This window comes from Colwellia sp. Bg11-12 (genome assembly GCF_014076955.1).
Classification (GTDB): domain Bacteria; phylum Pseudomonadota; class Gammaproteobacteria; order Enterobacterales; family Alteromonadaceae; genus Colwellia_A.
In genome coordinates this window covers 151469-164862 of the sequence record NZ_JACGUZ010000072.1, presented here as the reverse complement: position 1 = coordinate 164862, position 13394 = coordinate 151469, and the positions used below count along the sequence as shown (strand labels likewise).

Genomic DNA, 13394 nt, shown 5'->3' with positions numbered 1-13394 from the left:
TATATTTTATATAACACTGTAAAGATATTGCACTTGCAATATCTTTACAGTGTTATATCCTGCTCTTTATGAGTAGTAAATATACAGGATAAAATGCGATGCAAGATCATGACTCAAGCCCTTTGAGCGATTACATTGAGTACCCACAAGACGAAATGCTATTACGCTCGAAAAACTTCTATTTAGATATAAAGCGCCGACACAGTATTCGTAGCTTTAGCGATCGCCCTGTGCCTAAAGAGATTATAGAAAATTGTATTAAAGCTGCTGCAACTGCGCCAAGCGGCGCTAATCACCAACCTTGGCACTTTGTCGCCGTACATAGCCGCGATATAAAAAAGCAAATTAGAGAACATGCTGAATTTCATGAGCGAGGATTTTATGAAGGTCGAGCAGGTGAAGAGTGGTTAGGCGCTTTAAAAGCATTAGGCACTGACGCTAATAAGCCATATTTAGAGCATGCCCCATGGCTGATTGCTATTTTTAGCCAAAAGAAAGGCGGAATTAGTACAGAAGATAAAAATACTAATTATTATGTGCATGAATCAGTGGGTATAGCGACAGGGTTTTTAATTAATGCGCTACATACCTCTGGGCTTGTAACACTAACGCATACTCCAAAGCCGATGTCTTTTTTAAGTAAAGTCTGTGGAAGGCCAGAGAATGATCGGGCTTACATGTTACTTATTACCGGCTATCCAAACGAAGATGCAACAGTACCTCATCATGCACAAATTAAAAAACCACTCGATGAAATTGCTACTTTTTTGTAGAACCCTCCAATAACAATGCTATCTTTAACACAAAAAATGATAACGTGTTAAATCATGAGATAATAAGAAGTCAGAAAGCGAGAGAATTTATTACTCCAACTTCTGACTGAATTATTTATGTTACTCCCCTTAAATATTAGCCACGAGGTGATTTCATATTAGGATTAATGTAACCACTACTTCTTTTTCTTTTATTTCTCGTTTCATCATAATCATCATCTTTTTTTAAACTTTCAGAGAGCATTGTTTTTTGTGCTTGTCCAACTGAAGCTAAGTTAACTTCTAAATGAAATGATGGGCGTTCTATAACGATAATTTTATTATCTTCTCCCATTTTTTTATAGTGGCTGTTTATCGCCAGTAAGAGCTGGTCAAATTGAAACGTTAAGGAAGCAGATAAGTTACTTTGATTGGTAATGCCACTTTTAGTTTTTTTCTCAACTGTGTAATAGGCTTCTGGCACAACAACAGGAATATAATCACCGGATAACGTTACAGACTTTCCATTTCTAATGACTTCAATAACTATTTTTTCACCGAACTCTCTACTTATTAAATAAGCGTTTATCGCTTGAGAAGGCGTATTATTCGACGTACTAGGTTCGCTTCCGCCAATCTTTGTAATTAAGTCACCTTTTACCAAGCCTAATTCAGCGGCTAAAGTATTTGGAATTATTCTGTTTACTTGAAGCTTACCTTCGACAAACTCTTGGGCTAATGCCGTACCAAAATAGCCATTTAATTTACGTGAGACAATATTCGTATCATCACGTTTGTCAGCTGTTTTTTTGTGGTGTGAAGAAATACTTTTCATCACTAAGCCAAGTAATTTTTCGATTGCCGCGGGAAGTTCATCTGCTGAAAGCTTTGGCACATCAATTTTAGCATCCGCAATGTACTTGCCAGAGCAAGACTTACTTTCTTGATTTTTTACTTCAACAATAGAACCTGCAATAGTTTCCATAGGCACTAACTGATAATGCTGATTTTTTTTAACCTCAATATTTACTGTTTTTTGTATGGGGGTTGGCGGGTTTGTTACACTTCGTCCTCTGCGAAGGTTTTTCTGGTAAGTGCTAAACTCACTTTTATCCCATTGGTTTAATATTAAAGTATGCATGCCAGGTGCGAGAAGGTATTCGTGCTCGCCTTTTAATATTTTTTGATATTTTTTAGGTTGTGGAATTGCTACGCCGTTACTCCCCAACAATTCTAAAATAACTTTATTACCATTAATTTTGCCTGTATCGAAACTAACCGATGCACATTCCGAAGCGTTTACCGTTTGTGCCAAGAGTATGATGGGTAATGTAGCCATTGCAGTGACTAGCTTTAAGAGTCCTTTATTACGCATTTTTATTATTCTCTTTGTTAATATTTAAAAATTAAAAATAAGCAAAACACTTATAATTAAACCTTTTTAGATTTTAACCTATATAAAAAAATTGTAAAGATGATGCTAACAGACACCTGATTTAGTAAAATCAATAGAGACTTTTTTTTTAGAATAACCTTTTACACTCAATTTTGTGACGTGTTATTTATTTTAAATTAATGATAAAATAGCAAAAATAGGCTCTATTCACTAGGTATTATCATCACTAAATCGGCCAGAAATAAAGCGTTTACGTTAACGCAAGAAATAGCTGAACCATTAGATTTAACGTCACATTTACCGTTTAGAGTTGCCGTAGTCAGTAATTTACTTGCCTTAAATCGAGATTGGAAAATTCGTGAACTCTGCGATTTAGAACCACGAGAAATGCGAGTCTTATTAAATATTGGCTCGTATATGCCGATTAAGTCTGCAGATATTGCCTACCAATCGCGTATCGATTCTTATAATGTTAGCCGAGCGGTAAAAGCATTAGATAATAAAAATTTAATCGATATCCGCCGCGATAAAAAAAGCAAAAACATTAAGATATTAGCCCTAAATGAGCAAGGAAAAGCATTATATCAAGCATTAACTTCAGCTATGGAGCTACGTTCAAAAGAGCTTGAAAGTGTATTAACTGATGATGAAACCACTGCTTTTTATAATGCACTGAGTAAAATTGAAGATAAAGCTGAACAATTATTAGCTAAACAAGCGTTAAACAAAATAGCACAAGGCGAAGATGCTCCTAGCGACCAAAAAGAACTTATTCGTTGGTACAAAAAAGGCCAATGTAGCGACGCGCGTTAAATGTTAGATAAATAACGCTGATGTAAAATTTTTACGCGTTCAACATACTTTTGAGTTTCGGGATAAGGCGGTACACCTTTATACTTTTTAACCGCACCTTCGCCAGCGTTGTAGGCAGCTGAAACTAACGTGATATTTCCACCATACTTTCTGATCAATCGTGCTAAATGTTTACTTCCTGCGCGAATATTTTGTTGGGCATTGAATGAATTTTTTATCCCTAATTCTTTTGCTGTTGCGGGCATTAATTGCATTAACCCTTGTGCACCTGTTTTAGATAATGCTCGAGGGTCAAAGTGTGACTCGGCATGAATAACAGCGCGAATAAGAGCGGGATCTATTTTATAACGTTGTGCTTGTTGATTAATCGTTGATGTAAAGTGAGCGGTGAATAATTGTGTGTTATGCCAATTAACCATTGAATTTAGTTTACAGGCAAAGCAACCTATGCGAATTTCTTGGTAAGTAGACGTGTTGGGGGGAATATCAGAAAAAGAACTGATCCCTTTTAATGATTTGTACTGGTATATTTTTACTCCATCATCAGCGAATACAGAATGAGTAAAGCAAAATAATAGTAACAAAGTGCAACAATATAATTTCAATTAAACGCTCACAGAGGTTAACAATAATATTGAGTATAGCGCTTATTTTTGCGCTAATTTCATCTTTTGTTTGAGTACTTTTTTCTCTGTCCTGCGGCGTTTAAAAAAAGTAGAAAGTAGCTGACTACATTCTTCAGCCATAACACCGGAAGACAATTGAATTTGGTGGTTATGCTTCTCATCACAAAGTAAATTAAATGCGCTGCCTGCCGCACCCGTTTTTAGATCTGTCGTGGCGTAAACAACGCGTTTAATGCGGCTATGTACCATTAAACCAGCACACATAGGGCAAGGCTCTAACGTTACATAAAGGGTACAGTCAAGCAGGCGGTAGTTTTGTAAAACTGAACCTGCATGGCGAATAGCGACCATTTCAGCATGCGCCGAAGGGTCGTTCAGCGTAATAGACTGATTATAACCCTCACTGATTATTTTATTATGAGCGACAACAACTGCGCCTACGGGAATTTCGTCAATAGCCTCAGCTTGTTGAGCAAGCTCAAAAGCGCGTTGCATAAACGTTTGGTCGAGTGCTTGTTGCTCTTCACTAACGGTCACTATAAAAACATCTCAAGTAAGTCATTTAAATAACGGTGACCTAATTTACTGACTTGCCATGTGCCATTGGTATTCTCTAGCATTAATTGCTTTTGTTTAGCGATTTGCAATGTTGGCAAGACAGTATCAATTGATAAGCCTGTTCTTTGTTGGTATTGAGTTAAGCAAAAACTTTCATGTAAGCGCAGTCTATTCATCATATATTCAAACGGTAACTCTTGTGCACTGACTTCAACTAAATGGTCGAGATGTGGGCGGCTTTCGTCTAAGTAGCCTTTAGGGTGTTTTACTTTTATAGTACGAAAAATTTTATTAGTAACTGGGTCGGTTATCTTGCCATGAGAGCCACAACCAATGCCAAGGTAGTCACCAAATTGCCAATAATTGATATTATGCTGACATTCAAAACCAGGTTTACTGTAGGCCGATATTTCGTATTGCTGATAACCTGCCGCTGCTAATAATGCGATGCCTTGGTCTTGAATATCCCATAGCACTTCATCTTCTGGTAATTTTGGCGGCCTAGAATGAAAAGCGGTATTAGGTTCTATAGTTAACTGGTACCAAGACAAATGTGTTGGGTTAAGTGAAATAGCCGTGGTTAAATCATCAAGGGCATTAGCGATATTTTGTTGGGGTAAGCCATGCATCAAATCAAGATTAAAGGTTTTTATACCAGATGAATAGGCAAGCTCTGCTGCTTTCTTAGCTTGATTACTATCATGAATGCGGCCGAGTTTGATGAGTTTGTCAGATTCAAAACTTTGTACACCTATCGAAAGCCTTGAGACACCACCATTAAAGAAGCCTATAAATTTTTCAGCTTCAACCGTGCCAGGGTTAGCTTCTAATGTTATTTCAATATCGTCTTTATGTTCGAAACGTTCAAGTACTTGGGTCAGTAAAAGCTCAATTGCTTGTGCTGAAAATAAACTGGGTGTACCACCACCGATAAAAATGGTGTGCAGTGGGCGATTACTCAACGAAAACTTGGTAATGTCTGCGTCTAAGTCTTCAATTAAGTGCTTTACATATTCTTCTTCTGGAACCGCTGATTTCAAGGCATGCGAGTTAAAGTCACAGTAGGGACATTTCTCCACACACCAAGGTATATGAATATATAAAGAGAGAGGTGGTGCTTGTAACATTATTTAACACCAAAATGTTGAACAAGTTTAGCTAAGGCTTGGCCGCGATGGCTTAAGCTGTTTTTTAGATCACGAGGCAATTGTGCTGACGTTTTTTGCTGGGCTTCCTGCCAAAAAATAGGATCGTAACCAAAACCTTGCTCACCTAATTTTTCACGGGTAATACTGCCTTCCCAAACACCATGACAGATAATGGGAGTAGGATCATTTTCATGTTTCATATAAACCAATACACAATGAAAACGCGCAGTACGTGCTGCATCAGGTGTGCTTTCTAATGCTTTTAATAGCTTGTTGGTATTATCGTTGTCATTGGCATTTTCTCCAGCATAACGTGCTGAATAAACACCAGGCGCGCCATTTAATGCATCAACTTCTAATCCTGAGTCATCAGCAATTGCCGGTAGACCGGTAATTTTTGCGGCATGGCGAGCTTTAATAATGGCATTTTCAACAAAAGTTGTCCCTGTTTCTGCAACTTCACTGACATTAAATTCACTTTGCGGTTTTATTTCAATGTTATGCACGGCTAATAAGTGGCTAAGTTCTTTTACTTTACCTGGGTTGCCTGTGGCTAATACGATGGTCGACATTTTTTACCTTGAAGGTTTGGAGATGAAAAAATAAAATCAGGTCAAAAGCCTGATTTTATCAATTAATAACTTGTATGGTGATTGGGGTTAATCAACATAAAATTTCTGTTTAAACTTAAGCTGATGAGTTTCTTTGCCGTCACTAATCGTAATATCAAAATAGAAGGTTTCTTCGTTAGTGTAATTAACTTGTGCTAAATAATAAATAGCATCACCTTCTTTTACTTCGTCAAACTCAAGGGTTTTAATTTGGCCAATATCATTTCGTGCTTTGCCCTGAATCGAAACTGCTTTTGCAGGTCTAGACTCTTTAGAGTCGTCTAACACGGAGATATTAATTAAGCCGTTAAAACGACTACGTTCAATGTTATAAGCTTTTGCTATTTTAGGCGTTAAAAACGTGGCATTTATTGCCATATAGTGAACTTGCATCGACCCCATTTTCTTAACGTTCTCAGCAAACACATTACTGATCAGGGTTAATGAAACTAAAATAATAAATAAACAGGTTTGTAAGATATTTTTCATAATGAGTTCCTTTTTTATTTTAATGATAGATACAGCTAATAAGACAGGTTTTATAGAAAATGATGATAAAACCTGTTCACTTACTTTTTATCTACTATAGCATTGCCCAACCAGGAACTGAGCCTGATAAGAAAATATTAATCACGTTAAGTAATAAAAAAGCAATAAGTACAGATAAATCTAAACCGCCAATACTCGGTACGATACGCTTTATTGGTTTTAGAAACGGTTCTGTTAATTGCTGAAATATTGCTTGAGTAGGGTTGTAACCTTGAACGACCCAACTCATTAAAGCCATTACTAGCATTAGCATAAACAATAATATACCTGTTTGTTTAATTAAGTAGATAAGGCCTAAATAAAGTGCTGAAATAATATTAATATCAGCGCCATTAATTAATGGAATAAGAATAAACTTCAAAGATGCTACGACAAACGCTAGCAGCACTGTTGGAACATCAATGCCACCAAAACCGGGGATAACACGACGAAGAGGAATAACGACTGGATTAGTCACTTTTACAATAAACTGGCTGAATGGGTTGTAAAAATCAGCGCGCACCAATTGCAACCACACACGTAATACTAACAACATTAATAATGCGTCAAAGGCAAAACTCAGCAAATAATTAATGGCTTCCATCTACTTCTCCAAACTTAATAATTGATAAAACTCAAAATGGGTTAAACGTTATTTTGCGCCATTTCTTTAGCGCGGTGCAATGCACTATTCATCGCATTTGTTACTATTTGTTCCAAGCCATCATCAATAAAAGAATTGATAGCGGCGTTGGTTGTACCACCTTTTGAGGTAACCTTAGCGCGTAATTCGCTAATGGGTAAGTCGGTGTTAACAACCATTTGTGCAGCACCTAAAGCGGTTTGCTGTACTAACTCGCGGCTTTCTTTTGCTGTAAATCCTAAAGCTAATGCTTGTTTTTCCATTGCTTCCATAAACAAAAAGAAATAGGCAGGGGCTGAACCAGAAACAGCAATAATATTGTCAATTTCATCCTCAGTGGCTAACCACTTTATAATACCCACCGAACTCATTAGCTCTTCGGCAATTTTCTTTTGTGGGGCAGTAACATTTTCGTCGGCATATAAACCAGTAACACCTAAACCAATCTGCGAGGGGGTATTGGGCATAGTACGAATAATGCCACAAGGTTTAGCTAAGGCTTTTTGCATTTGATCAACGGTGCAACCAGCAGCAACGGAAATAAAGCACTTGTTGCTAATATCAATTTCTTGGCTGATTTTTTGACAAACATCAGCAATAAAGTGAGGTTTAACACCAAGTACAATAAAATCTGCAAAATTAGCCGCAACGATATTGTCTGCTGTTTCTTTAATACCAAGTTGCTCTTGTAAAGCCAGTCGCTTTTCAGGTGAAGGATTTGATACGATGATATCTTGTGCGGCAAAGCCTGTTTTTACTAAGCCAGAAATAATTGCGCCATTCATGTTACCAGCGCCAATAAAAGCAATTTTTGTCATGGAATACCTGTGGTCAATATGTGATGAAGAAAAGTGTTAAAACGTTTTTACTATTGTAACTAATTATACGGAACTAAAGTGAAATAGATTGTATCCCAAGATAATTATTTATCTTCTCTTGCGCCAAAAATAGCAGACCCCACTCTTACCATCGTAGCACCTTTAGCAATTGCCGCGGTTAAGTCGCCTGACATGCCCATCGACAAAGTATCAATACAGGAATGCACTTCTTTAAATTGAATAAAAAGTTGCTGCATCTTTTCAAAACTTTGTTCTGAGGCATTTTTTTCAGGGATGGCCATTAAGCCGCGTAACGTTAAATGTTCACAGTGATCAATAAATTCAACAAGTGCTTTAAGATCTTCAATAGCGACACCTGACTTGCTTTCTTCGCCGCTAATATTGACTTGTAAACAAACGTTGAGGGGAGTATCTTGGCTAGACCTATGATCATTAAGGCGTTTTGCTATTTTAATGCGGTCAATACTGTGTACCCAATCAAAATTTTCGGCAATTAATCGCGTTTTGTTTGATTGTATAGGGCCGATAAAATGCCAAGTAATACCGGACAAACTTTGTAGCTCTGCTATTTTTTCAACCGCTTCTTGAATATAGCTTTCGCCAAATTCTCTTTGTCCAGCCAAATAAGCTTGTTCAATCATGGCACTGGTTTTAGTTTTACTTACTGCGAGTAAGGTAACCTGTGAAGTTGCACGCTCTGCCTGCTGGCAAGCATTAAAAATTTGCAGATTTATCTTAGCAAGATTATCTTTAATGGGTGTCATATTGTTTTGTGTCAATTTAGTTTCAACTTACTTTATATTATAAAAAATAATTATTAAGAGGTCTTTTATGGATATTACCGAATTACTTGCCTTTAGTGTGGAAAATAATGCATCTGATCTACATTTATCTGCAGGCACTCCGCCTTCAATTCGTGTTGATGGTGACGTACGTAAACTCAATATCCCAGCATTCGACGAGAAAGATGTTAATGCACTTGTCTATGATATTATGAATGATCGCCAACGCAAAGAGTATGAAGAAAATTTAGAAGTCGATTTTTCTTTTGAAGTGCCTAATTTAGCACGTTTTCGTGTTAATGCTTTTAATCAAAATAGGGGGCCTGCCGCAGTATTTCGTACTATTCCGAGTAAAATATTATCGCTTGATGATCTCGGATGCCCAGATATATTCCGTGAAATTTCAGATATACCGCGTGGCTTAGTTTTAGTGACGGGCCCAACAGGTTCGGGTAAATCAACCACCTTAGCGGCTATGGTGGATTATATTAATAATAACAAACATGATCACATTCTTACCATTGAAGACCCTATCGAATTTGTTCATGAAAACAAAAAATGTTTAATTAACCAACGTGAAGTACATCGCGATACGCTTAGTTTTGAAGCCGCGCTTCGTAGTGCATTGCGTGAAGATCCCGATGTTATACTTGTGGGTGAAATGCGTGATTTAGAGACGATTCGCTTAGCAATGACGGCAGCAGAAACTGGTCATTTAGTCTTCGGTACCTTACATACAACCTCAGCACCAAAAACCATCGATCGTATAATTGATGTTTTCCCCGGTGAAGAGAAATCTATGGTGCGTTCAATGTTGTCTGAATCACTTCGCGCAGTTATTTCACAAACCTTAATTAAAAAAGTGGGGGGTGGTCGTGTTGCCGCTCATGAGATCATGCTGGGCGTTCCTGCAATAAGAAACTTAATTCGCGAAGACAAAATAGCGCAAATGTACAGTGCGATTCAAACAGGTATGTCTCATGGTATGCAAACTATGGATCAGTGTTTACAAGGTTTAGTCAATAGAGGGCTTATTACTAAACAAGATGCGATGGAAAAAGCGGTTGATAAAAATCAATTTAGAGGTTTTTAAAGCACGCTAAAATCACTTTAGAGGTTTTAAAGTCAGCTCAAACCATGGGGGTCTATTGTTTACAAGGTTTAGTCAATAGAGGGCTTATTACTAAACAAGATGCGATGGAAAAAGCGGTTGATAAAAATCAATTTAGAGGTTTTTAAACGAAACTTAGACAGTGGGCTTCTTTTACAGTTAGCTGTTGATTTTCACTCTTCACATTACGGTTTAAAAGATAAGAGAAAGACTAATGAATTTTCATGACTTATTACAAAAAATGGTAAAAGCAGATGCTTCTGATATGTTTGTTACCGCCAAACTTGCGGTAAGCGCAAAAATAAATGGCGAATTACAAGCAATCGATGATCATCTTTTAACAAGCGATGAATCGTTAGCGCTTGTTCATAACGCAATGAACGATAAGCAGAAAAAGCAATTTAACGAAGAAAAAGAATGTAATTTTGCTATTTCTATCGATGATATTGGCCGTTTTCGTATTTCAGCCTTTTGGCAGCGCGACATGGCAGGTATGGTTGTTCGCCGTATTGTGACAGAAATTCCCGATGCTGATGAATTAGGTTTACCATCGATTTTAAAAGATGTCGTGATGTCGAAGCGCGGTTTAGTCCTTTTTGTTGGTGGTACAGGTACGGGTAAATCAACATCAATGGCTTCATTGATCGGCTATCGTAATAAAAATTCACGTGGGCATATTCTTACTATTGAAGACCCGGTAGAATTTGTTCATGAACATGCTCGTTGTATGGTTACTCAACGCGAGGTTGGTTTAGACACTGAAAGCTTCGATGCCGCATTAAAAAGCTCACTACGCCAAGCCCCCGATGTTATTTTAATTGGTGAAATTCGTAACCAAGAAACCATGGAACATGCCTTAAGCTTTGCTGAGACAGGACATCTATGTATTGCAACATTGCACGCAAATAATGCTAATCAAGCGATAGACCGTATTATGCATTTAGTGCCTGCAGACCAACATGGCAAATTGTTATTTGATTTAGCCTTAAATTTACGTGGTATTATTGCCCAGCAATTAATTCCTACGCGTGATGGTCAGGGGCGTGTTGCCGCCATTGAAATTCTACTTAATTCACCTTATATCGCTGAGCTCATTAAAAAAGGTGATATTGGTAGTATTAAAGAAGTGATGGAAAAATCGAAAGAACTCGGTATGCAAACGTTCGATGGTGCTTTGTTTGAATTATATAATAAAGGTTTGATCAATTATGCTGACGCTTTACACCATGCTGATTCACCAAATGATTTACGCTTGATGATAAAATTACGCAGTAATGAGCAAGGTGGAACAGGTGCATTAAGTGGTGTGACGCTAGATGGTTTAGACCCTAAAGATATTTAGTTAATGATAAACATGGTAGGTTGTTACAAAAAATTCACGACAAATGTAATAACCTACCATTAATTATCTACTGATAAAGTGTTTCAAAATAACTTTCAATAATTAATCTTGCTGACTCAGCATCGATATTATCTTTTTTTAAATTACGATAACCGCCAGCTGCAAATAATCGCTCTTTTGCATCGGCTGTGGTTAAACGTTCGTCTTGAAACTCTACGTTTAATGCAAACTTACTCGACAAGCGATTGCCAAATTTTTTCGCATCAAGGGTTAACTGTTGTTCACTACCATCCATATTTAATGGTAAACCAACGACTAAATAGTCAGGTTGCCATTCCTTAATGAATTTCGTTAATTCCATTTCGTTAGGGATACCGTCTTTGGCTTTGATAGAGCCCAAAGGTGAAGCGCTTCCCGTAAGCTCTTGACCAACAGCAACGCCAATATATTTTTTACCAAAATCAAAACCTAAAACGGTACGTTGGCCAACATTTTTTGACACTTATTCTTCCTTAATAGTTTTATGCATGACCAATATCTGGTGATAAATGGGCCATATCAATACCTAGCTTTTCAGTGGCTTTTTTCCAGCGTTGTTCAATGGGAGTATTAAAAACAATATCACCATCTGCGGGAGTTAAAAGCCAAGCGTTATTTTTTAGTTCTTCTTCTAATTGTCCGGGGCCCCAACCAGCATAACCTAATGTGACCATATATTTTTCAGGCGCTTCTTCGGTACCTAGTGCCATTAAAATATCTTTAGAGGTCGTTATCATCACCTCTTTACTGAGTGATAACGATTGTTTCCAGCAACTTTGTGGACTATGTAAAACAAAGCCTCGGTCTTGAGATACTGGACCTCCAGTTAACACTTGTTGGCCTAATTCAGGTGCTTCTTCTTTTTTAGCATCTATTTGGACGAGCAACTCGTTTAAAGTAACGTTAACGGGTAAGTTAATAATAAGCCCCATGGCACCTTCTTCATTATGTTCACAAATATAGGTCACGGTTTTATTAAAATATGCATCGTCTAATGCAGGCATTGCGATTAAAAGTTGATTTTCTAAGCTTTCCATACCTTCACCTTTTTACATCTTAAGTTTAAAAAAAACTCTATGCATCATTGTTTTTATAGAGGTATGGTAACCCTTTACTTTAAAGGGTTACCGCTAGTAATAGACTCATAACTTTATTTTGGTGATAAAAAGTATAACTAAAAGGCTTATACTCTAGGGCGAATATTTTCTTCTATTGCATCCATTAATTTACCACTGATATTAATAGGATATGCAGCTTCAATTTCTCGGATACAGGTTGGGCTGGTCACGTTAATCTCGGTAACTTTGTCACCAATAACATCTAACCCTACAAAGTATAGACCACGTTTCTTTAATTCAGGGGCAATAGTTTCAGCAATTAACCTATCGGTTGCGCTAAGGGGTCTTGCTTCACCACGACCACCGGCAGCTAAGTTACCACGCGTTTCACCTTGTGCAGGGATACGCGCTAGACAATAAGGCATAGGTTCACCATTAACAATAAGGATGCGTTTATCGCCATCTTTAATCTCAGGCATGAACTCTTGCACCATCGCATATTGATTACCATGGTTGGTTAATGTTTCTAAAATAACCCCCACGTTGGCATCATTTTCTTTAATGCGAAAAATAGACGCACCGCCCATACCATCAAGTGGTTTAATAATGATGTCTTTTTCTTTTTGATGAAATTCACGAATTTTATCATTATTACGCGTCACTAAAGTACGTGGTGTTAAGTCGGCAAACCAAGCGGTAAAAAGTTTTTCATTACAGTCACGAAGGCTTTGAGGTTTATTCACAATTAATGTGCCTTCAACCTCTGCACGCTCAAGCATATAAGTCGCGTAGATAAACTCAGTATCAAAAGGAGGATCTTTACGCATGAGCACCGCGTCAAGCTCTGAAACTGCTATATCGTTTACGTCGTCGAGTTCATACCAATGTTGAGGATCGTCAAAAACTTTCAATTTTTGTGCGGTCGCACGGCATTGTCCTTGGTCAAGGTATAAGTCTTTCATTTCCATGTAATAAATTTCATATCCACGCTTTTGCGCTTCAAACATCATCGCCATAGACGAATCTTTTTTTACATTGACCTGTGAAATAGGGTCCATTACTACGCCAAGTTTAATTGTCATTTATTTTTCCTATATCTTGCAAACAACTCAAATTAATTTCAATTGCACACAATCATTAAAGTATTA

16 protein-coding genes are annotated in these 13394 nt (G+C 37.4%); 4 read left to right on the top strand and 12 right to left on the bottom strand.

What is annotated here, in order from left to right; genetic code table 11:
* The first annotated feature begins 98 nt into the window (after positions 1 to 98).
* Positions 99 to 773: a nitroreductase family protein gene (locus H4J39_RS12265; protein ID WP_182228691.1), complete on the top strand. Its 675-nt coding sequence runs from the start codon at positions 99 to 101 to the stop codon at positions 771 to 773.
* Between the two features lie 136 nt (positions 774 to 909).
* Here the strand turns inward: H4J39_RS12265 and H4J39_RS12260 are convergent, their stop codons facing one another.
* Positions 910 to 2127: a PDZ domain-containing protein gene (locus H4J39_RS12260; protein WP_182228689.1), complete on the bottom strand. Its 1218-nt coding sequence runs from the start codon at positions 2125 to 2127 to the stop codon at positions 910 to 912.
* A gap of 237 nt (positions 2128 to 2364) precedes the next feature.
* Between H4J39_RS12260 and H4J39_RS12255 the strand changes: the two genes are divergently transcribed.
* The gene (locus H4J39_RS12255) at positions 2365 to 2961 is read left to right on the top strand and encodes a MarR family transcriptional regulator (protein WP_339379707.1); all 597 of its coding nucleotides are present in this window, start codon (positions 2365 to 2367) and stop codon (positions 2959 to 2961) included.
* Here the strand turns inward: H4J39_RS12255 and H4J39_RS12250 are convergent.
* From H4J39_RS12250 to H4J39_RS12215, 8 genes are all read right to left on the bottom strand, one after another.
* On the bottom strand, positions 2958 to 3545 hold the full coding sequence (locus H4J39_RS12250; RefSeq protein ID WP_259368828.1) for a lytic transglycosylase domain-containing protein: 588 nt from the start codon (positions 3543 to 3545) through the stop codon (positions 2958 to 2960). The two genes, H4J39_RS12255 and H4J39_RS12250, sit on opposite strands and share 4 nt — an antisense overlap.
* A gap of 63 nt (positions 3546 to 3608) precedes the next feature.
* Positions 3609 to 4124: a tRNA adenosine(34) deaminase TadA gene (gene tadA, locus H4J39_RS12245; RefSeq protein ID WP_310649750.1), complete on the bottom strand. Its 516-nt coding sequence runs from the start codon at positions 4122 to 4124 to the stop codon at positions 3609 to 3611.
* Positions 4124 to 5272: a radical SAM family heme chaperone HemW gene (hemW, locus tag H4J39_RS12240; protein WP_182228686.1), complete on the bottom strand. Its 1149-nt coding sequence runs from the start codon at positions 5270 to 5272 to the stop codon at positions 4124 to 4126. Before hemW ends, tadA begins: the two co-directional genes overlap by 1 nt.
* The gene (locus H4J39_RS12235; protein ID WP_182228684.1) at positions 5272 to 5865 is read right to left on the bottom strand and encodes an XTP/dITP diphosphatase; all 594 of its coding nucleotides are present in this window, start codon (positions 5863 to 5865) and stop codon (positions 5272 to 5274) included. The genes hemW and H4J39_RS12235 overlap by 1 nt, the downstream gene beginning before the upstream one ends.
* 87 nt (positions 5866 to 5952) lie before the next feature.
* On the bottom strand, positions 5953 to 6393 hold the full coding sequence (locus H4J39_RS12230; RefSeq protein WP_182228682.1) for a DUF4426 domain-containing protein: 441 nt from the start codon (positions 6391 to 6393) through the stop codon (positions 5953 to 5955).
* A gap of 94 nt (positions 6394 to 6487) precedes the next feature.
* Positions 6488 to 7036: a YggT family protein gene (locus tag H4J39_RS12225; RefSeq protein ID WP_182228680.1), complete on the bottom strand. Its 549-nt coding sequence runs from the start codon at positions 7034 to 7036 to the stop codon at positions 6488 to 6490.
* A gap of 41 nt (positions 7037 to 7077) precedes the next feature.
* Positions 7078 to 7893, bottom strand: coding sequence for a pyrroline-5-carboxylate reductase (gene proC, locus H4J39_RS12220; protein WP_182228678.1), 816 nt, complete (start codon positions 7891 to 7893; stop codon positions 7078 to 7080).
* 104 nt (positions 7894 to 7997) lie between these two features.
* Positions 7998 to 8678 carry a YggS family pyridoxal phosphate-dependent enzyme gene (locus H4J39_RS12215; protein ID WP_182228750.1) on the bottom strand — a complete coding sequence of 227 codons (681 nt, stop codon included), beginning with the start codon at positions 8676 to 8678 and terminating at the stop codon, positions 7998 to 8000.
* Positions 8679 to 8745: 67 nt separating this feature from the next.
* Here H4J39_RS12215 and H4J39_RS12210 point away from each other — a divergent pair, with 67 nt between their 5' ends.
* The gene (locus tag H4J39_RS12210; protein WP_070374253.1) at positions 8746 to 9789 is read left to right on the top strand and encodes a type IV pilus twitching motility protein PilT; all 1044 of its coding nucleotides are present in this window, start codon (positions 8746 to 8748) and stop codon (positions 9787 to 9789) included.
* A 232-nt stretch (positions 9790 to 10021) separates the two neighbouring features.
* On the top strand, positions 10022 to 11149 hold the full coding sequence (locus tag H4J39_RS12205) for a PilT/PilU family type 4a pilus ATPase (protein WP_182228676.1): 1128 nt from the start codon (positions 10022 to 10024) through the stop codon (positions 11147 to 11149).
* A 67-nt stretch (positions 11150 to 11216) separates the two neighbouring features.
* On the opposite strand, the gene ruvX is transcribed toward H4J39_RS12205, so the two are convergent.
* The 3 genes from ruvX to gshB all read right to left on the bottom strand — a co-directional run bounded on the left by ruvX (position 11217) and on the right by gshB (position 13328).
* On the bottom strand, positions 11217 to 11651 hold the full coding sequence (gene ruvX / locus H4J39_RS12200) for a Holliday junction resolvase RuvX (RefSeq protein WP_182228674.1): 435 nt from the start codon (positions 11649 to 11651) through the stop codon (positions 11217 to 11219).
* A gap of 19 nt (positions 11652 to 11670) precedes the next feature.
* Positions 11671 to 12225: a YqgE/AlgH family protein gene (locus tag H4J39_RS12195; protein WP_182228672.1), complete on the bottom strand. Its 555-nt coding sequence runs from the start codon at positions 12223 to 12225 to the stop codon at positions 11671 to 11673.
* 146 nt (positions 12226 to 12371) lie between these two features.
* Positions 12372 to 13328, bottom strand: coding sequence for a glutathione synthase (gshB, locus tag H4J39_RS12190; RefSeq protein WP_182179600.1), 957 nt, complete (start codon positions 13326 to 13328; stop codon positions 12372 to 12374).
* Between the last annotated feature and the right edge of the window lie 66 nt (positions 13329 to 13394).